Source organism: Sinorhizobium sp. BJ1 (genome assembly GCF_002531555.1).
Taxonomy (GTDB): domain Bacteria; phylum Pseudomonadota; class Alphaproteobacteria; order Rhizobiales; family Rhizobiaceae; genus Sinorhizobium; species Sinorhizobium fredii_B.
This window is the reverse complement of sequence record NZ_NWTH01000006.1, coordinates 272,549-296,964: the sequence shown is the minus strand read 5'-3', so window position 1 is coordinate 296,964 and position 24,416 is coordinate 272,549. Positions and strand designations below refer to the sequence as shown.

Annotated in this window: 24 protein-coding genes; 14 read left to right on the top strand and 10 right to left on the bottom strand. The window is 63.0% G+C overall.

What is annotated here, in order from left to right; translation table 11 throughout:
* Positions 1-57 precede the first annotated feature (57 nt).
* A complete protein-coding gene (gene pqqD / locus CO676_RS11960) occupies positions 58-354 on the top strand; it encodes a pyrroloquinoline quinone biosynthesis peptide chaperone PqqD (RefSeq protein ID WP_097521234.1) in 297 nt (98 codons plus the stop codon).
* Positions 351-1,481, top strand: coding sequence for a pyrroloquinoline quinone biosynthesis protein PqqE (gene pqqE / locus CO676_RS11955; protein ID WP_097521233.1), 1,131 nt, complete (start codon positions 351-353; stop codon positions 1,479-1,481). Before pqqD ends, pqqE begins: the two co-directional genes overlap by 4 nt.
* Here pqqE and CO676_RS36025 read toward each other — a convergent pair.
* The 4 genes from CO676_RS36025 to CO676_RS11935 all read right to left on the bottom strand — a co-directional run bounded on the left by CO676_RS36025 (position 1,474) and on the right by CO676_RS11935 (position 5,898).
* Entirely contained in the window at positions 1,474-1,683 is a 210-nt protein-coding gene (locus CO676_RS36025; protein WP_097521232.1) for a hypothetical protein, read from the bottom strand. The two genes, pqqE and CO676_RS36025, sit on opposite strands and share 8 nt — an antisense overlap.
* A gap of 230 nt (positions 1,684-1,913) precedes the next feature.
* Entirely contained in the window at positions 1,914-2,987 is a 1,074-nt protein-coding gene (locus tag CO676_RS11945) for an alcohol dehydrogenase family protein (protein ID WP_097521231.1), read from the bottom strand.
* A gap of 12 nt (positions 2,988-2,999) precedes the next feature.
* A complete protein-coding gene (locus tag CO676_RS11940; protein WP_097521230.1) occupies positions 3,000-4,376 on the bottom strand; it encodes an aspartate aminotransferase family protein in 1,377 nt (458 codons plus the stop codon).
* Between the two features lie 25 nt (positions 4,377-4,401).
* On the bottom strand, positions 4,402-5,898 hold the full coding sequence (locus CO676_RS11935; protein ID WP_097521229.1) for an NAD-dependent succinate-semialdehyde dehydrogenase: 1,497 nt from the start codon (positions 5,896-5,898) through the stop codon (positions 4,402-4,404).
* Positions 5,899-6,167: 269 nt separating this feature from the next.
* Between CO676_RS11935 and CO676_RS11930 the strand changes: the two genes are divergently transcribed.
* Positions 6,168-6,389, top strand: coding sequence for a hypothetical protein (locus CO676_RS11930; RefSeq protein ID WP_041414259.1), 222 nt, complete (start codon positions 6,168-6,170; stop codon positions 6,387-6,389).
* Between the two features lie 164 nt (positions 6,390-6,553).
* Here the strand turns inward: CO676_RS11930 and CO676_RS11925 are convergent, their stop codons facing one another.
* Positions 6,554-7,036 (bottom strand): Lrp/AsnC family transcriptional regulator, encoded by a 483-nt coding sequence (locus CO676_RS11925; protein WP_014763860.1) that lies wholly within the window; start codon positions 7,034-7,036, stop codon positions 6,554-6,556.
* Between the two features lie 164 nt (positions 7,037-7,200).
* Between CO676_RS11925 and CO676_RS11920 the strand changes: the two genes are divergently transcribed.
* The 10 genes from CO676_RS11920 to doeB all read left to right on the top strand — a co-directional run bounded on the left by CO676_RS11920 (position 7,201) and on the right by doeB (position 16,830).
* Positions 7,201-8,586: a PLP-dependent aminotransferase family protein gene (locus CO676_RS11920; RefSeq protein ID WP_097521252.1), complete on the top strand. Its 1,386-nt coding sequence runs from the start codon at positions 7,201-7,203 to the stop codon at positions 8,584-8,586.
* Positions 8,587-8,706: 120 nt separating this feature from the next.
* Positions 8,707-9,492, top strand: a complete 786-nt coding sequence (gene ehuA, locus CO676_RS11915; protein ID WP_097521228.1) for an ectoine/hydroxyectoine ABC transporter ATP-binding protein EhuA — start codon at positions 8,707-8,709, stop codon at positions 9,490-9,492.
* Between the two features lie 63 nt (positions 9,493-9,555).
* Positions 9,556-10,407 carry an ectoine/hydroxyectoine ABC transporter substrate-binding protein EhuB gene (ehuB, locus tag CO676_RS11910; protein ID WP_097521227.1) on the top strand — a complete coding sequence of 284 codons (852 nt, stop codon included), beginning with the start codon at positions 9,556-9,558 and terminating at the stop codon, positions 10,405-10,407.
* Between the two features lie 103 nt (positions 10,408-10,510).
* The gene (gene ehuC / locus CO676_RS11905) at positions 10,511-11,170 is read left to right on the top strand and encodes an ectoine/hydroxyectoine ABC transporter permease subunit EhuC (protein WP_097521226.1); all 660 of its coding nucleotides are present in this window, start codon (positions 10,511-10,513) and stop codon (positions 11,168-11,170) included.
* A gap of 2 nt (positions 11,171-11,172) precedes the next feature.
* Positions 11,173-11,835: an ectoine/hydroxyectoine ABC transporter permease subunit EhuD gene (gene ehuD / locus CO676_RS11900; protein WP_097521225.1), complete on the top strand. Its 663-nt coding sequence runs from the start codon at positions 11,173-11,175 to the stop codon at positions 11,833-11,835.
* Positions 11,835-12,620: an ectoine utilization protein EutA gene (eutA, locus tag CO676_RS11895; RefSeq protein WP_097521224.1), complete on the top strand. Its 786-nt coding sequence runs from the start codon at positions 11,835-11,837 to the stop codon at positions 12,618-12,620. Before ehuD ends, eutA begins: the two co-directional genes overlap by 1 nt.
* Positions 12,617-13,621 carry a hydroxyectoine utilization dehydratase EutB gene (gene eutB, locus CO676_RS11890; protein WP_097521251.1) on the top strand — a complete coding sequence of 335 codons (1,005 nt, stop codon included), beginning with the start codon at positions 12,617-12,619 and terminating at the stop codon, positions 13,619-13,621. The genes eutA and eutB overlap by 4 nt, the downstream gene beginning before the upstream one ends.
* Positions 13,618-14,607 (top strand): ectoine utilization protein EutC, encoded by a 990-nt coding sequence (gene eutC, locus CO676_RS11885; RefSeq protein WP_097521223.1) that lies wholly within the window; start codon positions 13,618-13,620, stop codon positions 14,605-14,607. Before eutB ends, eutC begins: the two co-directional genes overlap by 4 nt.
* 33 nt (positions 14,608-14,640) lie before the next feature.
* The gene (doeA, locus tag CO676_RS11880) at positions 14,641-15,822 is read left to right on the top strand and encodes an ectoine hydrolase DoeA (protein WP_097521222.1); all 1,182 of its coding nucleotides are present in this window, start codon (positions 14,641-14,643) and stop codon (positions 15,820-15,822) included.
* 3 nt (positions 15,823-15,825) lie between these two features.
* Complete coding sequence (gene doeB / locus CO676_RS11875; protein ID WP_097521221.1) at positions 15,826-16,830, top strand: N(2)-acetyl-L-2,4-diaminobutanoate deacetylase DoeB; 1,005 nt, start codon at positions 15,826-15,828, stop codon at positions 16,828-16,830.
* A 527-nt stretch (positions 16,831-17,357) separates the two neighbouring features.
* Here doeB and lpdA read toward each other — a convergent pair.
* The 3 genes from lpdA to CO676_RS11855 are packed head-to-tail and all read right to left on the bottom strand — an operon-like array spanning position 17,358 to position 22,065.
* Positions 17,358-18,758, bottom strand: coding sequence for a dihydrolipoyl dehydrogenase (lpdA, locus tag CO676_RS11865; protein WP_097521220.1), 1,401 nt, complete (start codon positions 18,756-18,758; stop codon positions 17,358-17,360).
* The gene (locus CO676_RS11860) at positions 18,755-19,984 is read right to left on the bottom strand and encodes a 2-oxo acid dehydrogenase subunit E2 (protein ID WP_097521219.1); all 1,230 of its coding nucleotides are present in this window, start codon (positions 19,982-19,984) and stop codon (positions 18,755-18,757) included. The genes lpdA and CO676_RS11860 overlap by 4 nt, the downstream gene beginning before the upstream one ends.
* Before the next feature lie 2 nt (positions 19,985-19,986).
* The gene (locus CO676_RS11855; RefSeq protein ID WP_097521218.1) at positions 19,987-22,065 is read right to left on the bottom strand and encodes a transketolase C-terminal domain-containing protein; all 2,079 of its coding nucleotides are present in this window, start codon (positions 22,063-22,065) and stop codon (positions 19,987-19,989) included.
* A 122-nt stretch (positions 22,066-22,187) separates the two neighbouring features.
* Here CO676_RS11855 and CO676_RS11850 point away from each other — a divergent pair, with 122 nt between their 5' ends.
* The gene (locus CO676_RS11850; RefSeq protein WP_179875465.1) at positions 22,188-22,655 is read left to right on the top strand and encodes an Lrp/AsnC family transcriptional regulator; all 468 of its coding nucleotides are present in this window, start codon (positions 22,188-22,190) and stop codon (positions 22,653-22,655) included.
* 21 nt (positions 22,656-22,676) lie between these two features.
* Here the strand turns inward: CO676_RS11850 and paaX are convergent, their stop codons facing one another.
* Positions 22,677-23,564 (bottom strand): phenylacetic acid degradation operon negative regulatory protein PaaX, encoded by an 888-nt coding sequence (gene paaX / locus CO676_RS11845; protein ID WP_097521216.1) that lies wholly within the window; start codon positions 23,562-23,564, stop codon positions 22,677-22,679.
* Positions 23,565-23,687: 123 nt separating this feature from the next.
* Complete coding sequence (locus tag CO676_RS11840; protein ID WP_097521215.1) at positions 23,688-24,416, bottom strand: TfuA-like protein; 729 nt, start codon at positions 24,414-24,416, stop codon at positions 23,688-23,690.

The following is a 24,416-nucleotide window of genomic DNA, read 5'->3' as shown; positions in this document are numbered from 1 at the left end:
ACCTGCGCCACGACAGCTTGCGGCAATCAATGGCACGTTGAAAAGGGGTAAGGCCGAATGACTGCCGATGCGCCCGTGATTTCCGGTTCCAGCGTCGTCAAACTGGCGCGAGGGGTCCGGCTGCGCGAGGATACGGTTCGCGGCCATACGGTTCTGCTGGCACCGGAACGTGCCATGGCTCTCGACGAGATCGCCGTCAAAATCGTCGAAGCCCTGGATGGCAAACGGAGCCTCGATCGGATCGCCACCGATTTCGCGGCGCAGTTCGAGGCCCCGGTTGCCCAGATTGCCAGCGATGTCCAGTCCTTCGCCCGCGAGCTTGCCATCCGCCGCATGCTGGAGATCGTCGAATGAGCAATAGCATCGCCCTTGCAGAAGAAGTCAAAGCCAGGATCCCAAGCGTGCCGCCGCCGATGGCGATGCTGGCGGAGTTGACGCATCGATGTCCCTTGGCCTGCCCGTATTGCTCCAATCCAATCGAGCTGACGCGGGCAGATGAGGAGCTTTCTACGGAGGAATGGATCGGCGTCTTCAGGCAAGCCGCCGCTCTCGGCGTGCTGCATCTGCACTTGTCCGGCGGCGAGCCGGCGGCACGCCGGGACCTGGTGGAGTTGACGCAAGCAGCGGCTGCCTTTGGACTCTATACCAATCTGATCACGTCGGGCGTCGGCCTGACTGCGGCTCGCATTGGCAAGCTGGCCGATGCGGGGCTCGATCATATTCAGCTCTCCATCCAGGGCGTTTCTCCCGAAAGCGCCGACAGAATCAGCGGATATGGAGGCGGTTATGAACGAAAGATCGCCGTCGCGGGCTGGGTGGCGGATGCCGGCATCCCGCTGACGCTGAACGCCGTCTGTCACCGGCAGAACATGGGCGAAATCGAGGCCATGATCGAATTGGCGATTCGGCTGAAGGCGCGTCGTATCGAGGTCGCGACCGTGCAGTTCCACGGTTGGGCCGAGCGCAACAAGGCGGCTCTCATGCCGACACGCGAACAGGTCCATCGGGCGACGCAAACCGTCACCGAGGCGCGCAAGAAATATGAGGGTACACTGGTCATCGACTATGTACCCGCGGACTACTATTCCACATACCCGAAGGCGTGCATGGGCGGCTGGGGGAGGGTGGGCTTGAACGTCACGCCATCCGGCCGGGTGCTTCCCTGCCATGCGGCGGAAACCATTCCAAGCCTGTCTTTCGAGAATGTGCGCGCGGGTTCACTCTCTGAGATCTGGTATGACAGTAAGGCATTCAATGCCTATCGCGGCGAGGACTGGATGCCGGAACTCTGCCGGAGCTGCGAGCGCAAGAAAATTGATTTCGGCGGCTGCCGTTGCCAGGCGATGGCGCTGGCCGGCGACGCGAGTACCACGGATCCGGTCTGCGTGCGATCGCCGCTTCGCGATCGCCTGACCCGCGAAGCAGATGAGCTTTCGTCGGCGCCATCGGATACCTTGACCTACCGCGCGCGTATCAGATGACCCGGTCAACGTCCGGAAGTCTGCATCGCCATTTCTTGACGCGCAGAGACGGATGCTGCTGCGACCAACTGGCGATGTGCACGGGGGACTGGAACATGCATTGCGTCAGCGATCCGTGGGCCTCAAGTTGCATACTCTCTTCTCGGCACCTTTCGGGTGCCGTGACAAGGCATACGGTCATGACGAGCGTTACCAAATCCATGAAATTCCCCCTTGGTGCGTCAATTTACTCATATGCTAATAAACGCGTCAAATGAACTGAAGCCGGAGCACCAAATCTGGGTTCTGGTAGTTGAGCCTGTCTAGCGTACCTTTGAAAGAAATCATCGCGGCCAAGCACGACCGACACGACAAACCGCGGCACAGGGCCGCGGTTTTCCTGGCTGGGAATACTCTAATTAGTTGCGCATTTCCGCTGGCGGTCGACGAGTTTCAATCCGGGACGACGACGAGTTTGCCGACGAAATTTTTCGCCATGAAGTCTCTTTGCGCCCGATGGAATTCCGACAGAGGATAAACGCCGCCGACGAGGGGGCGTATCTTCTTGTCTTCGATGTATCGGACCAGCCGCCGGAAATCGGCGCGGCGACCCTGGCTCGAGCCGTGCAGCTCCAATTGCTTCAGATACATCGTCCTGAGATCGAGCTGCACGACCGGACCGGCAATGGCGCCGGCGGTGGTGTAGCGGCCTTCCGGGCGCAGGATCTTCAAGAGATCATTGAAGAGGGGACCGCCGACCAGATCGGCAACGACGTCGATCGGTTCGCCCTGGACGGCTTCATTGACGGCTTCGAAGAGATCGCCTCGACCGCGGGTCACGACGGCTTCGGCGCCGATATCGAGCATGGCAGCCTCTTTGCCCGGGCCGGCGACGGCGATCGGGATGGCGCCACGGGCGCGGGCCAGCTGGATGATCGCCGAGCCGACGCCGCCCGACGCGCCAGTGACGAGGATCCGTTCGCCCGCCGCAAGCCTCGCTCGTTCCAGCATGCGCTCGCCGGTGAGATAGGCGCAGCAGAAGGTGGCGAGCTCGGTATCGGTGAGATCGGTCGCCACCACGTGAGCGTTTTCGGCCGGCAGCACCATGTATTCGGCATAGCCGCCATCGCGGCCGTGGCCCATATAGTCGATGTCGGCCAGGCTGTCGTCATCGCGGTTGTAGATCGAGAAATCGACCATGACGCGCTCGCCGATACGCGCCCTGTCGATACCGTCGCCGACGGCGACGATGTGGCCGACCGTGTCGGTGCCCTGGATGCGCGGGAAAGTGAGCGTGTTGCCTTGGCGCCGCCAGGTCGAGACAGCAGCCGGGTCATCCTCGGTGCCATAGGCGCCTTCGCGCACCCAGACGTCGGTGTTGTTCATGCCGCAGGCGGTGACCCTGATCAGGACCTCGCCGGCGGCGGGAGCCGGCACCGGGACCTCCCGGCTGTAGACGAGCTTATCGAGCCCGCCGTGGCCGGTGAGCAGCACGGCCGCCATGGTCTTCGGAACGGAATGCATCATAGGCGTTCTCCTTCAGCGGCCGAGGACGGACCGGATCGCGTCATCGGCCGCCTTGACGACGATGTCGGTTTCCTCGCGGGTGAGGCAGAGCGGCGGGGCAAAGCCAAGAATATCGCCCTGCGGCATGGCGCGGCCAATGACGCCGCGTTCCAGCAGTGCTGCCGCCACCTGCGGCCCGACCTTCTGGGCCGGATCGAAGAACTTCCGGTCGTCGCGATCCTCGACGAATTCGATTGCCGCCATCAACCCGTCACCGCGCACTTCGCCGACATGGCGGTGTTCGCCGACGGCCTTTTCGAGTTCCGCCCGGAAATAGGCGCCCGTCGAACCGGCGTTCTCGACGAGGCCGAGCTCGTCGATCAGCTCGAGATTGGCGATGCCTGCCGCCGCACAGATCGGGTGCGCCGAATAGGTCCAGCCATGGCCGATGGCGCCAAGTTCGTCAGAACCGCGGACAAGGACGTCCCAGACCTTGTCGGAGACGATCGAGCCGGAAAGCGGTGCATAGGCCGAGGTCAGCCCCTTGGCGATGGTGATCAGGTCCGGCTTGATGCCGTAATGATCGGAGCCGAACATCGTGCCGAGACGGCCGAAGCCGGTCACGACCTCGTCGGCGACGAGCAGGATGTCGTATTTCTGAAGCACCGCCTGGATTTTCTGCCAATAGCCCTTGGGCGGCGGCACGATGCCGCCGGTGCCGAGAATCGGTTCGCCGATAAAGGCCGCAACGGTATCGGGACCTTCTGCGAGGATCATCTCCTCGAGCTTGTCGGCGCAATATTGCGAGAACTGCTCCTCGTTCATCGAGCGATCGGGACGGCGGAAGTAATAGGGGGCTTCGGTGTGCAGGATCGGCGCGCGCGGCAGATCGAAGGCATTGTGGAAGAGGTGCAGGCCGGTCAGCGAACCAGTCATCACGCCCGAGCCGTGATAGCCGCGCCAGCGCGAGATGATCTTCTTCTTCTCCGGCCGGCCGAGAATATTGTTGTAATACCAGATCAGCTTGATGTTGGTTTCGTTGGCGTCCGAACCGGATAGCCCGAAATAGACGCGCGACATGCCTTCCGGCGCCCGGTCGATGATCATCTTGGAAAGCCGGATCGAGGCTTCCGTGCCGTGGCCGACATAGGCGTGGTAATAGGCGAGGTTCTTCGCCTGCTGTGCAATGGCGTCGGCGATCTTCTGACGGCCATAACCGACATTGACGCAGTAGAGCCCGGCAAAAGCATCGAGGCTGCGCTTGCCGGCGATGTCGGTGATGTAGACGCCTTCGCCGCCGCCGATGACCCGCGTCGGGCTCTCGCCACGCGCGTGCATCCCCATATGGGTAGAGGGATGGAAGAAGTGGTCGCGGTCCCAGGCGGTGAGTTCGTTGCTTTTTTCGAGCATTGTCTTTCCTTTCGTCAGAAGTCGGTCAGGCGGCGGTGTCGACGCAGAGATATTTGAGCTCGGTGAAGGCCTCCATGCCGTGGCGCGAGCCTTCGCGGCCGAGCCCGGATTGTTTCCAGCCGCCGAAGGGGATCGGCCCGCCGGTGATCTTCACCCGGTTGATCGCCACCATCCCGTATTCGAGTGCCCGGGCGAGCCGCATCTGGCGGGCGCCGTTTTCGGTGACGACATAGGCGACGAGTCCATATTCGGTGTCGTTCGCCCGGGCGACTACGTCGTCTTCGCTGTCGAAGGCGGTGACGGCCGCGACGGGGCCGAAAGTCTCTTCGCGCATGATCAGTGCATCGTCGGGCACATCGGTCAGAAGCGTCGGCCGGAAGAATAGCGGCCCGGCCGCGTGGCGCGTGCCGCCGACGGCAAGCTTGGCGCCCAGTTTGAGCGCGTCCGCAACCTGTTCCTCGATCTTGGCGACGGCACGCTCGTGCATCAGCGGCCCGATGTCGGTGCCCGGTCGAAGTCCGGGTCCTACCGTCAAGCGGGCGATCCGCGCCGCGAAAGCCTCCTCGAAGGATTTGAGGATCGGCCGCTCGACATAGATGCGGTTGGCGGCAAGGCAGTCCTGTCCGGAAGTGGCGAACTTCGCGGCGATGGCAATATCGGCCGCTTTCTCTACATCCGCATCGGCAAAGACGATCAGCGGTGCGTGGCCCCCGAGTTCCATGACCAGCCGCTTCATCGTCGGCGCTGATTGGGCGGCAATCAACCGGCCAATCTCCGTCGACCCGGTGAAGCTCATCGCGCGGACTCGCGCGTCTTCGCACAGGCGCCCGACGATCGTTGCGGCGTTGCCGGTGACAACGTTGAAGACGCCGGCGGGAAGGCCGGCGCGTTCGCCGAGCTCGGCAAGTGCCAAAGCGGAAAGCGGCGTCTCGGAGGAGGGATGCGCAACCACGGTGCAGCCCGCCGCAAGTGCGGCGGCCGCCTTGCGGGTAATCATGGCGGAGGGGAAATTCCATGGCGTGACGATGCCGACGACGCCGAGCGCTTCCCGGCGGACGATCATCTCGGCGCCGGCGAGGTGGCTTGTCACGCTCTCGGCGTTGAGGCGCTTGCCCTCCTCGGCATACCACTCGATGAAGGAAGCCGCGTAATCGATCTCGCCACGGGACTCGGCGAGTGGCTTGCCCTGTTCGAGCGTCATCAACAGGGCCAGGTCCTCGCGAGCCGCGAGCATCAGCTCGTGCCACTTGCGCAGGATGGCGGCGCGCGCCTGCGGCAGCATGTTGCGCCAGGGTTTGAATGCCTTCTCCGCCGCACCGATCGCTTCGAACGTCTGGCCCTCATCGAGCGATGCGACGAAGGCGAGGGCGGCACCACTGGCTGGATCACTGACTTCGAGACACTTGCCGTCCCGTCCGGCAATCCAGCGGCCGCCGACATAGGCGAGCTCCCGCAGCAATTGCCGGTCGTTCAGCTGTTTCAACGCTTCGTGAAAGGCGGTGCGCGCAAAAATAGCGGTCATGTCCAAGTCTCCTCGTCTGTTGCGGAGAGATTGACACTGTTGCCGCGAGAGATTGTCCATTGCGCCGCTCGCCGGGAGAGACTTTGACCAAAGCAGAGGCTTCGGCAAGAGAGACTGTCTGGGTCGGTTGAGGAACAGTGCGTGCGGTTTTCCGCCCTTCGCGTGAGAGGCCATCCAACTCTCCTGAATATCGATGAGCGTGCGTGGAACAGAAGCTTGATTGGGACGTTGTGCAGAACACGTCCGCGTGAAGGAGGGAGGATTGTGCCATGACCGCGTCACTGCCCCATCGCCCTGTCGTGATGGCTGGTGAACACATCCTGACCGTGCAGGAAGCGTTAGAGCCTTTGTATATGGAGCTCGAGCAACAGGTAGAAACGAGGCTGGTGCAGGCCGCCGTTTCTGCAGGCTGGTCGGCCGACGAAGCGATCGAGGCCATCGACGAATTGAAACGGCATGAAGTTCTGTCGATGGACGATGGCGAGAGTTAAGACATCTCCTATGTCTGAGGGGAGAGTGCCTGAACCACGGCCGCCCTTTTAGGCCAGCTATCGCTGGCGCTTTACCAATTCACTCCGTACCAACACCTTCTCGGCCAGTCCAAGGATCTGCGCGCTCGGAAAGGATGTGGAATTCTTCCGCCTGCTCGTCGTTTCTAATTCACCTGCGACAACAGCGAACCAAGCGGCAATACGGTCTCCTCCTTGACCGTCTTGGTAACGATGTAGGTGAAATAGCGGTCGATGCCGAGTTCTCGCCCGAGCAGTTCGTCCACCAGCCGCTGATAGGCGTCAATGTCGGCCGTCACGACCTTGAGGATATAGTCGACGCCACCGCCGACCGACCAGCAGGAAACGATCTCTGGAATTGCGGCGATGGCGCGTTCGAAGCGGTCGAAATCGGCCTGCCGGTGATTGCCGAGGGTGACCTCCATCATCACGCTGGCAACCGGTGCCACACGGCGTAGTGCGACGCGCGCATGATAGCCGGTGACGATGCCGGCCTTTTCGAGTTTCCTGAGCCGCATCCAGCAGGGCGTTGGCGACAGCCCGGCCTTTTCGGCCAGCGCCAGCTTGGTGATGCGTCCATCAGCCTGGATCGCCTCAAGAATGCGCAGATCGATCGCGTCGAGCTTCATGCGGGTTCCTTCCGTCGATCCCATGCGGCAATTCAAAGTGCTACAGCGACCTTTGCACGTCTGATGAGACGCGCGGCGCTGCAGTCGCGTCAAAGTCCAGGAAAAGACATTGGGTGCTGAGTTTTGCATTGTCAATTGAGCTGATTTTGATCACTGTTCAAATCATGACAAATTGGACGCCCGACACAACGCTCCTGCGCCGCCCGGCTTACCTCTCGCTGGCCGATCAATTCGCCCGTGCCATCCAGGACGGCAGGCTTCAGAACGGCACCCGGCTGCCGACGCATCGCAAGCTCGCCGACGAGCTGAAGCTCTCGGTACAGACGGTGAGCCGTGCCTATGACGAGCTGATCCGGCGCGGTCTGATCTCCGGCGAGGTCGGGCGCGGCAGCTTCGTGCAGGCGCGGCCGCGTGAGCCGGAGCCGCCGTATCTGCCCGAGCGGCTCGGCGAGCTGGTCGACCTTTCCATCCTAAAGCCGGTCTGCGAACAGATCCATCTCGACAAGATGCGGCAGGCCTTCGGCTGGCTTGCCGAGAACCTGCCGGCAAGCTCGGCGCTTTCGTTCCGGCCGAACATGGTGTTTCCGCGCCACCGCAATGTCGCCGCCGAATGGCTTTCGCGCTGCGGTCTCGACATTTCGCCGCTCAACATCAGCCTCACCAACGGCGCGACCTCGGCCATGACGGTGGCGCTGATGAGCGTCGCCCCTCCCGGCTCGACGATTGCTACGGAGGCGATCAGCCATCACACGCTGGTGCCGCTTTCGACCTATCTCGGCATACACCTCCAGGGCGTCGCGATCGATGACGACGGCATGATCCCGGATGCCCTGGACGAGGCCTGCCGCAAGGGGGTAATACGGGCGATATTCCTGCAGCCCTCGGTCATCAACCCGACGGCGACCCTGATGAGTGCCGAGCGCCGCGCAGCGCTTGCGGAGGTCGCGCGCCGGCATGACATCGCCATCATCGAGAATGACATATTGGGGCCGCTGGTGGAGGAGCGCCTGCCGCCGGTTGCGGCACTGGCGCCGGAACGCACGTTGTATGTCACGAGCTTTACCAAGATCACCGTGCCGGGCTTGCGGATCGGCTACCTCGCTGCTCCCGATCGCTACGTCGCGGCGGTTGCCAACCGACACCTCGTCTCGAACTGGATGGCGACGCCTTCGATCGCGGAGATCGCAACGCATTGGGTGAGCGACGGCACCGCAATGGAACTCGTCAACTGGCAGCGCCGGGCGCTCGCCGCGCGCCATGCAATCGCCACGGAGACGTTCGGCAGGCTTGCCCACCGCACCCATCCGCAGAGTCTGCATGTCTGGCTGCCGCTGCCCGAGGGTCACTCCGAAGACGCCTTCGTCTCGCAAGCGCGGCTGCGCGGCGTCGCGATCGCCCCGGGTGCCTCCTTCCGCACGGCCGACAGCGGCTGGCGCCCGGCCGTGCGGATTTCGCTCGGCTCAACCAGCGAACAGGAGCTCAAGACCGGGCTCGGGATCGTGGCGTCTCTGGCGCTCGGCGATCCGGAGGCGTTGCTGCTCGTGATTTGACGCAATGCTCATTCCTAGGGCATTGTCCGAATAATTGTCATGATATTATTATTCACATTGACATGATTTTGGAACCAGATCATCGTTAGGACATTATCGGTCTCGAAGGGAGAGCCGCGAATGCCCCAGCCGATCATCCGCATCGACAACATCGTCAAGAGATACGGTCCCCTGACCGTGCTCGATGGACTGTCGATGGAGGTGATGCCGGGCGAGAAGCTTGCCCTCATCGGACCGTCCGGTTCCGGCAAGACGACGATCCTGCGCATCCTGATGACGCTCGAGACGATCAGCGACGGCTTCATCCAGGTCGATGGCGAGCAGCTCTACCACATGAAGAAGGGCGGCAGTCTCGTGCCGGCCGACGAGCGGCATCTCCACAGCATGCGCGAGAAGATCGGCATGGTCTTCCAACACTTCAACCTGTTTCCCCACAAGTGCGTCCTCGACAATGTGACGCTGGCGCCGAGGCTGACCAAGGGCATCGCCCGGCCCGAGGCCGAAAAGCGGGCAATGGAACTGCTCGACATGGTCGGCCTCGCCGACAAGGCCAAAAGCATGCCAGCGCAGCTCTCCGGCGGCCAGAAGCAGCGCGTCGCGATCGCCCGGGCGCTGGCGCTTTCGCCGAAGATCATGCTCTTCGACGAGGTAACATCCGCGCTCGATCCGGAGCTCGTCGAAGAGGTTCTCAACGTCATGCGCAAGCTTGCCGCCGAGACCGACATGACGATGCTGCTCGTTACCCACGAGATGGGTTTCGCCCATGACTTCGCCGATCGCGTGCTCTTCTTCGACCGCGGCAAGATCGTCGAGGAAGGCAAGCCCGAGGACATCTTCCGGCATCCGAAGCAGGAACGAACGCAGACCTTCCTGCGCAAGATCATAGCGGCCGGGCACCGCGTCTAAGCCCTTACGGCCGACATTGCCTCACACAACAACAGCAAGAGAACAACAGAGGAGTTGGGAACGATGAAACTGAAAGACTGGACGGCAATGGCGGCAGGTGCAACGGCGTTGATGGCAGTTGCTGTAGCTACTCCCGCCGCCGCGGATGACAACAAGCTCGAGGAGCTGAAGGAACAGGGTTTCGCGCGCATCGCCATCGCCAACGAACCGCCCTTTACGGCGGTCGGTGCCGACGGCAAGGTTTCGGGTGCTGCCCCGGATGTCGCCCGCGAAATCTTCAAGCGTCTCGGCGTTGCGGACGTCGTCGCCTCGATCTCGGAATACGGCGCGATGATCCCGGGCCTGCAGGCGGGGCGTCATGACGCCATCACCGCCGGCCTCTTCATGAAGCCGGAGCGCTGCGCGGCCGTCGCCTATTCCCAGCCGATCCTCTGCGATGCCGAGGCCTTCGCGCTGAAGAAGGGCAATCCGCTCAAGCTGCAGAGCTACAAGGACATCGCCGACAATCCGGATGCGAAGATTGGCGCCCCCGGCGGCGGCACCGAAGAAAAGCTGGCGCTCGAAGCCGGCGTGCCGCGTGATCGCGTCATCGTCGTGCCGGACGGCCAGAGCGGCATGAAGATGCTGCAAGACGGCCGCATCGACGTCTATTCGCTGCCGGTGCTGTCGATCAACGATCTGGTGTCGAAGGCGAATGACCCGAACATCGAGGTGGTGGCTCCGGTCGAAGGGGCGCCCGTCTATTGCGACGGCGCCGCCTTCCGAAAAGGCGACGAGGCGCTGCGCGATGCCTTCGACGTCGAACTCGCCAAGATGAAGGAGTCCGGCGAGTTCGCCAAGATCATCGAGCCCTACGGCTTCTCGGCCAAGGCCGCGATGTCGACGACGCGCGAGAAGCTCTGCGCCGCGAAATAAGCCTAAACCGGGTCCTCGCCCGCCTTCCCTACGCATCGAGGCGGGGAAGGTGGGGAGGGTCATACCGTGAAGCAAGCCGAAATCTGACTGGAACAACGGAACGATGATCGACTGGTCCGGCTATATCGGATTGATCCTTGAGGGCGCATGGGTGACCGTTCAGCTCACGCTGATGGGTTCGGCGCTTGCCGTCGTGGTCGCCTTTGCGGCGGGACTCGGGCGCGTCAGCCGCTTCATGGCGGTGCGGGCGCTGGCCACGACCTATATCGAGTTCTTCCGCGGCACCTCGATTTTCGTCCAGCTCTTCTGGGTCTATTTCGTGCTGCCCTTTGCCGGCATCACGTTGACACCGCTGCAGGCCGGCGTGCTGGCGCTCGGCTTGAATGTCGGCGCCTACGGCGCGGAGGTTGTCAGAGGTGCGGTTAAGGCGATCGGCCGCGAGCAGCGCGAAGCCTGCATCGCGCTCAATCTCACGCGCTATCAGGCGATGCGGCACATCATCCTGCCGCAGGCGCTGCCGCTGATGCTGCCGACCTTCGGCAACAACGCGATCGAGCTTTTGAAGGGAACTGCCGTCGTCTCGCTGATTTCGCTGACCGACATGACCTTCCAGGCTCAGGTGGTCCGGGCGCAGACGGGCAGCACGCTGATCCCCTTCGCGACGATACTGTTGCTCTACTTCGTCATGGCCTGGCTCATCTCGCTCGGCATGCGCTGGCTGGAGCGGCGCGTCAGCCGTGGCCTCGACGGCGTGAGGATTTGACCATGGAATGGGATTGGGAATTCGTCCGCCAGATCATGCCGACCCTCATCGAGGGGCTGAAGATCACCATTCTGGCCACCATCCTCGGCGCTGCTGTCGCTGCCGTCATGGGCCTTGTCTTTGCCATCCTGCGTATGGTGGCGCCGGCGCCGGTCGCGCGCGCCACGAGCTTTGCCGTCGAGTTCATCCGCGGCACGCCCTTGCTGGTGCAGCTCTACTTCATCTTCTACGTGCTGCCGGACATCGGCATCCGTCTGCCGGCTCTCGTCGCCGGCGTCATCGGTCTCGGCATCCATTACGGCACCTATACGGCCGAGGTCTATCGCGCCGGCATCGAGAACGTTCCGCGCGGCCAGTGGGAGGCGGCCAAGGCGACGAATCTCACCGCACGCCAGGCCTGGATCCACGTGATCCTGCCCCAGGCGATCCGGCCGATGATCCCGGCGCTCGCCAACTACCTGATCGCCATGTTCAAGGAGACGCCGCTGCTTTCTGCAATCACGGTGCTCGAACTCATGAACCAGGCAAAAAGCATCGCCAACAGCAACTACCGCTATATCGAGCCGATGACGCTGGTCGGCGTGTTCTTCCTGATCATGAGCCTGATCTCGGTCTTCTTCCTGCGCTGGCTGGAAGAGCGCTACGCACGGGTGGACGAGCGCTGATGGAAGAACCTGTCGCCCTTTCCCTGGCGCGGCGCGCCCCGCGCCTCGACGATCGGCCGCTCGCCAAACGCATCGGTCTCGTCATTCTCGCCACCGACCATACGACGGAAGTGGACTTCCAGCGCCTCGTGGCATCCGACGAGATCGGAGTCTATGTCGCACGCATTCCCTACGCCAATCCGGTGACCCCGGAGAATCTCCGGGCGATGCAGCCTTCGCTGACCGCGGCGGCGGCATTGATCCTGCCCGGCGAGACGCTCGACGTCGTCATGTATTCCTGCACCTCGGCCTCCGTCGTCATCGGCGACGAGGAGGTAACGGCAGCGATCAAGGCAGCGAAGCCGGAGGTGGCCGTGGTGACCCCGACGGCTGCCTCGGTCAAAGGCTTGCGTGCCTTGGGCGCGAAGAGAATTTCGGTTCTTACCCCCTATACGATCGAGACCAGCCGGCCAATGGCGGACTATTTCGCCGAACTCGGCTTCGGGATCGACCGGTTCACCTGCCTGGGGCTGACCGACGACCGGGAGATGGCGCGGATCGCGCCTGCGGAGATCGTCGCCTTTGCAAAGGAGGCAATGGCGCCCGAATCCGACGCGCTGTTCATCTCCTGCACAGCGGTGCGCGCGGCCGGCGTGATCGCCGAGATCGAAGCTGCGATCGGCAAGCCCGTCGTCAGCAGCAATTACGCTACGGCCTGGGCCTGTCTTCGCCTCTGCGGCGACAACTCGGCGCGGCTGGAACTCGGACAGCTGATGGCGCTGCCGCTCGAGGGGGAATGGCCATGAGCGCTTCTCCCCCGGTGACGATCGAGGACATCGAGGCGGCGGCGCGGCGCATCTCCGGCCGGGTGCAGCGCACTCCACTCGTTGCCTCGGCATCGCTCGGCGAGCTCTGCGGCGTCCCCGTTTGCCTGAAACTCGAGCACCACCAGACGACCGGCAGCTTCAAGCTGCGCGGCGCGACCAATGCGGTGCTGTCGCTTTCAAACGAAGAGCGGGCACGCGGCGTCATCGCCGCCTCGACCGGCAATCACGGCCGGGCGCTCGCCCATGCGGCAATGACGGAAGGTGCGGTCGCGACGATCTGCATGTCGCGGCTGGTGCCGGAGAACAAGGTCTCCGAGATCCGCCGCCTTGGCGCCGACGTGCGGATCGTCGGCAAATCCCAGGACGAGGCGCAGGAAGAAGTCGAGCGTCTCGTCATGGAAAAAGGCCTCGTCATGATTCCGCCCTTCGACCATCCGTCGGTCGTGGCAGGGCAGGGTACGTTGGGCCTCGAGATCGTCGAGCAGATGCCCGGGGTCGCCACGGTGTTGGTTCCGGTTTCGGGCGGCGGGCTCGCCGCCGGGGTGGCTGCAGCGATCAAGGCGCGTAAGCCGGCGACGCGGGTGATCGGACTCACGATGGAGCGCGGCGCGGCCATGAAGGCGAGTCTTGCCGCCGGCAGGCCCGTGCTCGTCGAGGAATATCCGAGCCTGGCGGATTCGCTCGGCGGCGGCATCGGGCTCGACAATCACCTGACGTTCCGCATGTGCCGCGAGCTCCTCGACGACATGGTCCTGCTGACGGAGGAGGAAATCGCCGCCGGCATGCGCCACGCCTACACGCAAGAGCGCGAAGTGGTGGAAGGGGCCGGCGCCGTCGGCATCGCGGCGCTTCTTGCCGGCAAGGTCAAAGACATCGACGGCCCGATCGCGGTCATTCTGTCCGGCCGCAATGTCGACATGGGGCTGCATCTGCGGGTGATGAACGGCGAAACGGACCCGTTTCGGGAGGAAGTGGCATGACACGGATGACGATTCTCACGGAAGCGGAACTGCGCCGGATCGTGCCGCTCGATCGCGAGGCGGTTACCTGCGTCGAGGATGCGTTCCATGCGCTCGCCACCAAGGCGGTGGCGATGCCGCCGATCCTGAGGCTCGATATTCCCGCGCATCGCGGCGAAGTCGACGTGAAGACTGCCTATGTGCCGGGTCTCGATGGCTTTGCCATCAAGATCAGCCCAGGCTTCTTCGACAATCCGAAGATCGGCTTGCCGAGCACCAACGGCATGATGGTGCTCCTGTCGAGCAAAACCGGGCTGGTGCAGGCGCTGCTGCTCGACAACGGCTATCTCACCGACGTGCGGACCGCGGCGGCCGGTGCGGTGGCGGCCAAGCATCTGTCGCGGGAAGACGCTTCCGTCGCCGCGATCTTCGGCGCCGGCATGCAAGCGACGCTGCAGCTCGAAGCACTCGCTCTCGTCCGGCCGATCCGCGAGGCGCGCCTGTGGGCCCGCGACGCGGCCAAGGCCGAGACGACGGCGAGCGCGCTTGCAGGAAAGCTCGGCTTCCCGGTGAAGGCGACAACCGACCCGAAGGCGGCAGTCGCGGGCGCCGACATCGTTGTCACCACCACGCCGTCGGAGGCGCCGATCCTCAAGGCCAGTTGGCTGCAGTCGGGGCAGCATGTCACCGCCATGGGCTCCGACGCCGAACATAAGAACGAACTCGACCCGCAGGCGATTGCTCGCGCCACTTATTTTGCCGACAGCCTGAAGCAGACGCGCCGGCTCGGTGAACTGCATCACGCGATTGCCGCGGAGCTCATCACGCCGGACGCCGAATTTGCGGAACTGGGCCAGGTAATTGCCGGGCAGAAGACCGGACGGAGGCGGGCGGACGAGATCACGATCGCCGATCTGACCGGCACCGGCATCCAGGACACCGCTATCGCAACGCTCGCCTATGCCCGGGCCAACGCGATGAATGCCGGAACCACTTTCGAGAGCTGAAGCCGGCACGGCCGGAAGAACGAGGGAAGAGATATGACCCAACCCAACCTCAAATTCTCCCTTGGGGAATACGAAACGCGCCTCAGGAAAACGCGGCAGGCGATGGAAGCCAAGGGCGTCGAGCTCCTGATCGTCAGCGACCCTTCCAACATGGCCTGGCTCACCGGCTATGACGGCTGGTCCTTCTATGTGCACCAGGCGGTGATCGTTCCGCCTTCCGGCGAGCCGATCTGGTTCGGCCGCGGCCAGGACGCCAACGGCGCCAAGCTTACCGCCTATCTCGAGCACGAGAACATCGTCGGCTATCCGGACCATTACGTGCAGTCGACCGAGCGCCACCCGATGGACTATCTCTCGGGAATCCTCACCGGCCGTGGCTGGGGGGCGCTCAGGATCGGCGTCGAGATGGATAATTACTGGTTCTCCGCGGCCGCTTTCGCCTCGCTGCAGAAGCATCTGCCGAACGCGCGCTTCATCGACGCAACGGCACTCGTCAACTGGCAGCGTGCCGTCAAGAGCGAGACGGAAATCAAATATATGCGCAACGCCGCGCGTATCGTCGAGGCCATGCATCAGCGGATCTTCGACAAGATCGAAGTCGGCATGCGCAAATGCGACCTGGTCGCCGAGATCTACGATGCCGGGACACGCGGCGTCGACGGCATCGGTGGCGATTATCCAGCGATCGTGCCGCTTCTTCCGTCCGGCGTCGAGGCATCCGCTCCGCATCTGACCTGGGACGATCGGCCAATGAAGAAGGGGGAGGGCACCTTCTTCGAGATCGCCGGCTGCTTCAACCGCTATCATCTGCCGCTGTCGCGCACGGTATTTCTCGGCAAGCCGACGCAAGCATTTGTCGACGCCGAGAAGGCAACGCTCGAAGGTATGGAGGCGGGCCTCGCGGTGGCCAGGCCTGGAAACACCTGTGAGGACATCGCCAATGCCTTCTTCGCGGTCTTGAAGAAATACGGCATCGTCAAGGACAACCGCACCGGCTATCCGATCGGTCTCTCCTATCCGCCGGATTGGGGCGAACGCACCATGAGCCTGCGTCCTGGCGACAAGACGGAACTGAAGCCCGGCATGACCTTCCATTTCATGACAGGGCTCTGGCTCGAGGACATGGGCTTCGAGACGACCGAGAGCATTCTCATCACCGAGAGCGGCGTCGAATGCCTCGCCTCCGTGCCGCGCAAGCTGATGGTCAAGGACTGAGCCATGACGGACCAGCATTTGCGGCCGTCGCCGATTAGCGCCACGGTCGATTTCGAAGCGGACGGCATTCAGCACGGGTTTCTGCGGCTGCCCTATAGCCGCGACGATTCCGCCTGGGGCTCGGTGATGATCCCGATAACCGTCGCCAAGAACGGCGAGGGCCCGACGGCCCTCCTGACCGGCGGCAATCACGGTGATGAATATGAAGGGCCGATTGCCCTCTTCGATCTGGCGCGCAATCTTCACCCCGCGAAGGTGCAGGGCAGGGTGATCATCGTGCCCGCGATGAACTACCCGGCGTTTCTCGGCGCGGCGCGCACCTCGCCGATCGACAAGGGGAACATGAACCGCAGCTTTCCGGGCAGGCCCGACGGTACGGTGACCGAGAAGATCGCCGATTATTTCCAGCGCGTCCTTCTACCGCTCGCCGACGTCGTGCTCGACTTCCATTCCGGCGGGCGGACCCTCGACTTCCTGCCTTTCTGTGCGGCCCACGTTCTTCCGGACAAACTGCAGGAAGCAAAGGCCTTCGACTTCGTCAAAGCCTTCGGCGCACCCTACTCGATGAAGATGCTCGAGATCGATGCGGTTGGCATGTATGACACGGCCGCCGAGGAGATGGGCAAGATCTTCATCACGACCGAGCTCGGCGGCGGCGGATCCGCGACGGCAAAAAGCGCTGCCATCGCCAAGCGCGGCACGACAAATATCTTGCGCCATGCCGGGATACTCAAGGGCGAGATCGATGTTCAGCCGACACAGTGGCTGGACATGCCGAGCGGTGATTGTTTCGCCTTCGCCGAAGATGGCGGGCTTGTCGAATTCCTGATCGACCTTGGAGAGGCGGTCGAAGCCGGCGCCCTGATCGCGCGGATTTATCCGACTGGCCGCACCGGCGCCGAGCCGATCGAAATTCACGCCAAGATGGCGGGAATGCTGGTTGCCCGTCACTTTCCCGGGCTGATCAAGGCGGGCGACTGTTGCGCCGTGTTGGCGGTGGCCGTTTAGATCATTTCGTTGTTTCATTTAAACAATGAAATGACTGGCCTAACCATTTGAAAATCATGCGATTCTGGACGAAAAACCGTTACACCCTTTTCCTGGAATTGCTCTACACGACGGTTCATTGCCGCGGTCGCCAGGGGCGCGGGGAGGCTGTCCGTGCCGATGGGTGACATTGAGGGCCGCTGCAGCGAGCACCGATACGGACCGGTGATTCCAATGGAACTTTTCACCGGTTCGACCGGTTGTAAGTTGCACAAGTCAGCAAAGCTGACGCCGAAGATCAATGGAAATCATCGCTATGCAAGCCGTCGTGTTCGTTTCGGTTCTGGGATCACCGCTTGCGGCAGGTCTGTTGCTCATCTGGCTCGGACCGTTTTGGGTCGCGGAGCGGAATTCCGGTGACGGCCGCTACTGGACGGTACCCAAGCCCAAAGAGACAAGTTCTTCGCCACTCTCGGGCTGTCGCCGTTGATGCCCTCATCGGCGCTGGGCAGGATTTGTCCTTCGCCCGCAGCGCCCCAGGCGCATCGTTATATGTGAATAGCTTCCCCGCGAATTCCCATCGCCGCTTCCTTGACCGCTTCGCTATGGGTGGGATGGGCATGGCAGCTATAGGCGATGTCTTCCGACGTGGCGCCGAATTCCATGGCCTGGGCGACCTGCGCAATCATTGTCCCCGCCGTCTCCGAAATGATGTGGGCGCCAAGCACGACGTCCGTTTCCCGATCCGCCAGGATCTTGACGAAACCCTCCGGCTCGCGGTTCGCCGTGGCGCGGCTGTTGGCAGACATCGGGAAGACGGCTTTCGTGAAGGAGACGCCGGCCTCCCTCAGTTCCTGTTCCGTCCGACCGACGCTGGCAATTTCCGGGCTCGTATAGACAACGGATGGGATCACCGCATGGCTGATCGGGCGGACGAGTCCTGCCAGATGTTCGGCGACGGCGATCCCTTCATCCTCGGCACGATGCGCCAGCATGGGACCGGGCGTCACATCGCCGATAGCATAGATGCCGCGCACTGCCGTCTCGCATTTGCTGCCGATGGGGATGTGGCCGCGGTTGTCTGTTTGCAAGCCGATCTTTTCGAGCGCCAAACCATCGGTGTTCGGCCGGCGGCCGGTCGCGATCAGGACGGCCGATGCCGAGAGGGTTCGCTTCCCTTCGGCGCCAGCGATTGACAAGGTGACGCCATTCTCGATTTGCGAAATCCGTTCCACCGCCGTGGAGGTGAGGATTGTCATGCCCTGTTGCGTCAGGATCTGCAGGGCCTTGGCGCGGATGTCCTTGTCCATGCCCGGAAGGATGACGTCCAGATATTCGATGACGGTCACCTGAGAACCCAGCCGCCGCCATACGGAACCGAGTTCGAGACCTATGGCACCGCCGCCGATCACGGCGAGATGCTCCGGAACCATGCTGAAGGAGAGTGCGCCCGTCGAGTCGACGATGCGCCCGCCTGGATTGTCGATCGCGTGGCCATTGAAGGGGGCGGACTTCGAACCAGTCGCGATGACGATGGACTTCGCAGTAACCTGCTTTCCATCGATCGAGATGCTGTTTTCTGCTTCAAACCGCGCCTTGCCTTTCAGGCGTGTGACGCCGCTCTTGCGGAAGAGAAAGTCGATGCCTTTCGTCAGCGACGAGACGGTGTCGTCTTTTGCTGCCATCAGCCGGCTGAGATCGAAGGCTACATTGCCGATGTCGATGCCGAGCGCGCCAAGCTTTCCACTTACGGCCAGTTCGTAGTGGTGCGTCGCGTTGAGGAGCGCCTTGGACGGGATGCAGCCGACATTCAGGCAGGTGCCACCCAAAGTGTCTCGCAAGTCGGCACAGGCCGTCCGCAGCTTCAACTGGGCGGCGCGGATCGCACAGGCATAGCCGCCAGGCCCTCCGCCGATGACGAGCACGTCGTAGTCATGGGATTTGCTCATTGGGGCCAGCTCTCGAGGGTCTGGACGAAATGGTTGAGCCACGTATTAGTCTGATGGCCGTCCAGCGCCCGGTGATCGATGGTCAGCGACACATAGGCCATCGGTCGGATCTGGATGGTGTCGACACCATCGACCTCACGGACGACGACCCGCTTCTCGAGCTTTCCGACGCCGAGGATCGCCGATTGGGGCTGGTTGATGATAATTGGCGCCGCGACCAGTGATCCGGATACGCCATGATTGGAAATGGTGAAGGTACCGCCCCTGACGTCCGCGGCGTTAAGCGTGTTCGATCGCGCCCGTGAAGTCAGATCCTGCAGCTTCGCCGCAATGCCGGCGAGCGAAAGATGCTGGGCCTGATGGATCACCGGCACGATCAAGCCTTTGTCGCCAAGGGCGGTTCCGACACCGATATTGATGTCGTCGAACACTTCGAGCGCATCGCCGTGCCAGCGGCTGTTGACCTCGGGAACGGCGCGCATCGCCGTGACGCAGGCGGATACGATATAGGCCGTATAGGAGAGCGTGATGCCCTCCGCCGCCAGCTTCGCCTTATGCGCGTCGCGGTGGCGCATGATCGCCGAAAAATCGGCTTCAAAGACGGCGGTGACGTGCGGCGCTGTCGTCATCGATTGCAGCATGTGGGTGGCGATCGCTGTGCGCATGCCGCTGTGCGGTATCCGGCGGGAACGCAGCGCCGGTCCGGGCTCCGCTGAGACCGTCCTGGGAGCGGGAGTTTGCGGCTCGGGGGCGCTGATTTCGGCCGCAGCCTCGAAATGCTCCGTCTTGGCAGCAAAGGCCCTGTCCATGTCGGCGCGGGTAATACGGCCATCCCGACCGGTGCCGGCTACGGTTGCGGGATCTATGCCGTATTCGTCCGCAGCGCGGCGCACGGCTGGTGAATAATGCGGAGGCTGGGCAGGGGCAGACGACGTCTCCAAGGTGACCGCCGGCACAGGCGAGGCAGGCAGATCGACACCGGCAGCCCGGCTGCCGATCCGGCCGAGAACGGCGCCGGGGGTGGCATTGTCGCCGTTCTCCATCAAAATTTCCTTGAGGACGCCGTCGGCGGGAGCGGGGACCTCCTGCGTCACCTTGTCGGTTTCGAGTTCGACGAGCGGGTCGCCCGATTTGACGCTTTCGCCGATTTTCCTGAGCCAGTTGCGGACGACCGCCTTCGTCCCCTCCCGCTCGACGGGGGCGTTGATGTCGACAAGTTCACCCATGCTCAATACTCCAGAAGCTCGGTGATCTTCCGGCGAATCCGCTCGGTCGAGGGGACCGCCCAGTCGAGCAGGACAGGGTTATGCGGACTCGGTATATCGGGCATGGCCAGCCGCGAAACAGGGGCATCGAGATCGATGAAGGCTTCGTCCGCGACCGCAGCGGCGATTTCCGCCCCGAAGCCCGCGGTGCCGAGATCCTCGTGGACGATGAGGCAGCGACGGGTGCGGCGGACCGAGGAGAGCACGGCATTGCGGTCCCAGGGCATCAATGTCCTGAGATCGATCACGTCGGCGGAAATTCCCTCTGCCGCCTCTTCGCAACGGTGCACCATGGCGCCCCAGGTGACGAGGGTAATGTCGCTGCCCTGGCGCGTGAACTTCGCCTTGCCGAAGGCCAGTGCAAAGTTGTCGCCGGGATAGGGGCGCCGTGCCCAGGCATGGTCCAGCATGGCGCGATGCTCGAAGAAGATCACCGGGTCGTTGCCGCGCAACGAGGTACGCAACAGCCCGACGGCATCCTCGGCGTTGGACGGGACGGCGACCTTCCAGCCGGGCTGATGGACGAAGGCGACTTCGTTCGTCTGGCTGTGCCACGGGTCTCCGCATTTAAAGAAGCCGCCGGGCATACGCAGGACGATCGGCGCGGCGAAGCGGTTGTTGGTCCGCCACCGGACCGTCCCGCAATCATTGATCTGTTCGCTCGCCGGTTCCGCATATTTGCGGAACTGGATTTCAGGCACGGGCACGAGGCCGGCAAGCGCCATTCCGACGGCGCGGCCGACGATGCCCTCCTCCGACAGCGAGGTGTCGAAGACGCGATCTGTGCCGTATTTTTCCTGGAGCCCCAGGGTGACGGCATGGACGCCGCCTTTCGGGCCGATATCCTCGCCGAACAGGACCACCCTGTCGTTGATCGACATTTCGTGGTCGAGCGTTCGCCGGATCGCCGTCACCATGTTGATCCGCTGGCCGTCGCCTGCCATCCGCTCGGTCGTTTCCGGCGCCCGGTATCCGGCACGGTGTTGGCCGCCCATCACCTGCATCTCGCCCTCGAAGAAAACATTGCGGGTGACTGTTTCGGGATCTGCAATCGGCCGGGACTCGGCCTCGACGCGTGCCTGTTCGGCAGCCGCCTTGGCAGCACCTGCGGCCGCTTCCCATTCCTCTTCGCTCAAGATGGCAGGAACCAGGTAGTCCTTGAGCCGCGGCAACGGATCGCGCGCCCACTCGCTTCTGACGAGCTCTTCGCTTTTATAGGTCTGGGTATCCTGGAAGCTGTGTCCCTCGAGGCGCGGCACTTTCAACCGGAGCAGGACGGGCCGGCGTTCGTCGCGCACCAGGTCGACGGCGCCTCTGGTCAGGCGCGCGGCCTCTTGCGGATCGGAGCCGTCACCATCGAGGATGGTGATGTTCTTCCAAGAGGCAAGGTTGGCGGCGATGTTGCCCTCGGGCGTCTGCAAGGTGGAGGGTACTGAAATGCCGAAGCCGTTGTCCTCGATATAGAAGAGCATCGGCAGCCCTTGCGTCGTGGCAACCGTCAGCGCCGACCAGAAGCCGTTGGAGGCAACCGAACCGTCGCCGCCGAGGACGACGGCGATGTCGCGGTCATAGTCGCTGTTCTTGAGCTGCTTGCTGAAATAGGTGATCGCCTGTGCCCATCCGGCAGTCGGCGTGTATTGGGACCCGACGCCGCCGCACATCGGCAGCGCCGAGGCGCCGTTCGGATTGGGGTAATTGAAGACGACTCCGATATCGCGGCCATCGGAATATCCCCCGGCCCGCGCCATGGCGGAGCCGAGCGCATCGGCCGGATCGACACCCAGCGACAATAGCAGCGGGCGCGACCGATAGTAGCCGCAGGCGGCATCATGCCTTCCGGTGAGGTTCAGCCCCAGAAGGATCTGTGCCATGTCATGGCCGCGCGCCGAGAATTGATAGAGCACCTTCTTCTCCGGAACGAGGCGTTTTTCCTCCATCTCGTCGAGTTCCCGGGAGAGGAGCATGAGATGCACGACCCGCTTCCAGTCGATATTCTCGTCCGGCGCGTTCCGCCGGTCTGGCTTGAGTGCCGCCTGTCCCATCTTTCGATATCCTCCCAAATTCCTCATTGGAAGAATAGCTCGTATCAGGCGCAAATCGGTTTCAATCTTACGGATTTTTCGGTATCAGTTGATGAGCTTGTTTCATTCTTGGCAGGATTTTGATGAGTACGTTCAATTTCGACGCGATCGACCGAAAGATCCTGAGGGTTCTTCAGGAACAGGCCGATATCAGCCATGCGGCATTGGCCGAGGCGGTGGGTGCTTCACCGGCCTCCTGCTGGCGGCGTATCAAGGCTCTCGATACGGCCGGCGTGCTCGGAAAGGCCGTGCGGCTCGTCAATCCCGACATGGTCGGGCGCGGGCTGAACGTCTTCTGCCACGTGCGGATGAAATCGCACGATCCGCTCGCGCGCCGCAGCTTCGAACGCTTTGTCGAGAGCCACGAAGAAGTGCTGGAATGCTATTCGATGTCGGGCGAGTGGGATTATCTGTTGCGGGTCGTCGTCGCGGACGTTGCGGATTACGAACGATTGCTGATGCACGGCATCCTGACGCATGACGCGGTCGCGAATTCGTCGTCGCATTTCGCCCTGAAGAGTGTGAAATACTCGACCGCTGTTCCCGTGTGATGAAGCTTTAGGCACACAGGCCTAAGCAGCCTGTGTTTCGAGATCCGCAAGACGCTTCTCCGTGTCCTCCGTCACGGCACTGAGCGGGCCGGACCCACTGATGAAGCTGCTCCCGATGTGGCCGTCGGCGGAAGGAGACAAGTGCCGGTAGAGCGCGGCGAAGAGGCGGCGCGCCTCGAAGCCGGGCCAATCCTGAGGCAAAGCGGCGGCGGGTAAGCGGGGATCGTGCAGCAGGACGGTGCGGAAGCGGTGGATCAGAAGCAGCCGCATCGTCAGCGCCGTGGCCGGTGCAAGGGCGCGCGTCTGTGCCAGACGGGCAACCGGGGCAAACTGATCGAGGAACATGCGATAGGCGGCGGCGTGCGGGGCGAGATTCCAGTACGCCTCGACGAAGGCCGCCAGTGCTTTCGGATCGGGCGAGTCGGCACGAAGGATCAGGGCGTCGGCCGATGCTGGAGCCTGCCTTGCCGGCCCGATTGCCAGGCGCGGGTCCAGCCGCGCATAGCCGGCGCGCTCGAGGGCCTGCATCCTTTCCTCGGCTTCAGCGCCGGTCAAATGCACGAGCTGCCAGCTTTCCTCTGGAACGCCGCCGAAAATGATGCGCGCCGCGGAGGCGAACTCGCTGCCGGCTGCTCTTGAAAGCCGGTAGTAGCTGCGACGTCCCTCCCTCTCGCCTAAAAGCTGGCCGGCGGCAACGAGTCGCGACACGGCCGTCCGCACCAGCGTTTCGCTGATCCCGACGGCGGCGCAGGTCTCGATCAGATTGCCGATCCACACGACGCCGCCGCGGGGCTCCACGACGTCTCCATAGATCGTCACGATGAACCCGGCTGCCTTAAGGGGTGTCTGAACGAGAATGTCTTCGACGCGTTCCGTGACGCGATCGTCTGCCCCATTGCCTGCTGCCATCACTCGACTCGCCTTCTCTCCGCCTGCGGCCCCTCATCACATTTCACGGGCGGCGGCAGAAGACAATCGGGATTGGCACCCGCAATCGCGGAGTAGTGGCGGTGGGCCACAGTGCCCAGGCGCTCAGACATCCGCCTTTGCATCGGAGAGCGGCAGCTGGCTCAGCATCGTCGTCCAGAGACTGGTCGCGTTGAATTTCCACTCCTGCGGTGGAGCATGCCTTTCCGCCGGCATGCGTCGTAGCGCTTCGAGAAGTTCAAGAGCATCGATGCGCTTCTGGTCGATATAGGCGGCGCGCAGCATCGCCGCATCAATTCCCGGCGAAAGCCTCGAACGGGCAATGATCGCGGACCAGGTCCGTTCCTTGTAGAACAGGTCTGCCGCCGCATCCTCTATGATGGCCGCATCCGAGGCGGACAGGATGTCCTGTTCGGTGAGGTGACGAAGTGTGGCGCGTAGATTGACGAGCGGCACGGTGAGCGCTGCATAGCCGAGTTCCTCCGGCGCATGCAGCAGCGCTACATCCGAATCGTCCGTCGTTTCGCCGACAATGTATTGACGAAAAACCTCACCGATCCCGACCATGCCGAAAGGGGCGCATTCAGCCGCCCGCAGGGCGCCCATGCTGGCGGCACCGAGGACCGAAACGCCCTCGGAGAGGGCGAAGAGTATTTCCTTGTGCCAGACCGGGGCGACATATTCGAAATTGCCGTCGATCAGGCCGATCGCTGTCGCCCCGTCATATACGGCGCGAACGATATCGCCCTGGGTGGCGGGCGGCCGGCTCGCCAGTGCGTCGCCGACCATCTTCGCCGCATCGGCGATAGTCGGGCCGACGAACACGATTTTCAT

What these genes read in the sequence shown, in the direction of transcription:
- pqqD (WP_097521234.1), top strand. Translation starts at nt 58, where the DNA reads ATGACTGCCGATGCGCCCGTGATTTCCGGTTCCAGCGTCGTCAAACTG.
- pqqE (WP_097521233.1), top strand. Translation starts at nt 351, where the DNA reads ATGAGCAATAGCATCGCCCTTGCAGAAGAAGTCAAAGCCAGGATCCCA.
- CO676_RS36025 (WP_097521232.1), bottom strand. Translation starts at nt 1,683, where the DNA reads ATGGATTTGGTAACGCTCGTCATGACCGTATGCCTTGTCACGGCACCC.
- CO676_RS11945 (WP_097521231.1), bottom strand. Translation starts at nt 2,987, where the DNA reads ATGATGCATTCCGTTCCGAAGACCATGGCGGCCGTGCTGCTCACCGGC.
- CO676_RS11940 (WP_097521230.1), bottom strand. Translation starts at nt 4,376, where the DNA reads ATGCTCGAAAAAAGCAACGAACTCACCGCCTGGGACCGCGACCACTTC.
- CO676_RS11935 (WP_097521229.1), bottom strand. Translation starts at nt 5,898, where the DNA reads ATGACCGCTATTTTTGCGCGCACCGCCTTTCACGAAGCGTTGAAACAG.
- CO676_RS11930 (WP_041414259.1), top strand. Translation starts at nt 6,168, where the DNA reads ATGACCGCGTCACTGCCCCATCGCCCTGTCGTGATGGCTGGTGAACAC.
- CO676_RS11925 (WP_014763860.1), bottom strand. Translation starts at nt 7,036, where the DNA reads ATGAAGCTCGACGCGATCGATCTGCGCATTCTTGAGGCGATCCAGGCT.
- CO676_RS11920 (WP_097521252.1), top strand. Translation starts at nt 7,201, where the DNA reads ATGACAAATTGGACGCCCGACACAACGCTCCTGCGCCGCCCGGCTTAC.
- ehuA (WP_097521228.1), top strand. Translation starts at nt 8,707, where the DNA reads ATGCCCCAGCCGATCATCCGCATCGACAACATCGTCAAGAGATACGGT.
- ehuB (WP_097521227.1), top strand. Translation starts at nt 9,556, where the DNA reads ATGAAACTGAAAGACTGGACGGCAATGGCGGCAGGTGCAACGGCGTTG.
- ehuC (WP_097521226.1), top strand. Translation starts at nt 10,511, where the DNA reads ATGATCGACTGGTCCGGCTATATCGGATTGATCCTTGAGGGCGCATGG.
- ehuD (WP_097521225.1), top strand. Translation starts at nt 11,173, where the DNA reads ATGGAATGGGATTGGGAATTCGTCCGCCAGATCATGCCGACCCTCATC.
- eutA (WP_097521224.1), top strand. Translation starts at nt 11,835, where the DNA reads ATGGAAGAACCTGTCGCCCTTTCCCTGGCGCGGCGCGCCCCGCGCCTC.
- eutB (WP_097521251.1), top strand. Translation starts at nt 12,617, where the DNA reads ATGAGCGCTTCTCCCCCGGTGACGATCGAGGACATCGAGGCGGCGGCG.
- eutC (WP_097521223.1), top strand. Translation starts at nt 13,618, where the DNA reads ATGACACGGATGACGATTCTCACGGAAGCGGAACTGCGCCGGATCGTG.
- doeA (WP_097521222.1), top strand. Translation starts at nt 14,641, where the DNA reads ATGACCCAACCCAACCTCAAATTCTCCCTTGGGGAATACGAAACGCGC.
- doeB (WP_097521221.1), top strand. Translation starts at nt 15,826, where the DNA reads ATGACGGACCAGCATTTGCGGCCGTCGCCGATTAGCGCCACGGTCGAT.
- lpdA (WP_097521220.1), bottom strand. Translation starts at nt 18,758, where the DNA reads ATGAGCAAATCCCATGACTACGACGTGCTCGTCATCGGCGGAGGGCCT.
- CO676_RS11860 (WP_097521219.1), bottom strand. Translation starts at nt 19,984, where the DNA reads ATGGGTGAACTTGTCGACATCAACGCCCCCGTCGAGCGGGAGGGGACG.
- CO676_RS11855 (WP_097521218.1), bottom strand. Translation starts at nt 22,065, where the DNA reads ATGGGACAGGCGGCACTCAAGCCAGACCGGCGGAACGCGCCGGACGAG.
- CO676_RS11850 (WP_179875465.1), top strand. Translation starts at nt 22,188, where the DNA reads ATGAGTACGTTCAATTTCGACGCGATCGACCGAAAGATCCTGAGGGTT.
- paaX (WP_097521216.1), bottom strand. Translation starts at nt 23,564, where the DNA reads ATGGCAGCAGGCAATGGGGCAGACGATCGCGTCACGGAACGCGTCGAA.
- CO676_RS11840 (WP_097521215.1), bottom strand. Translation starts at nt 24,416, where the DNA reads ATGAAAATCGTGTTCGTCGGCCCGACTATCGCCGATGCGGCGAAGATG.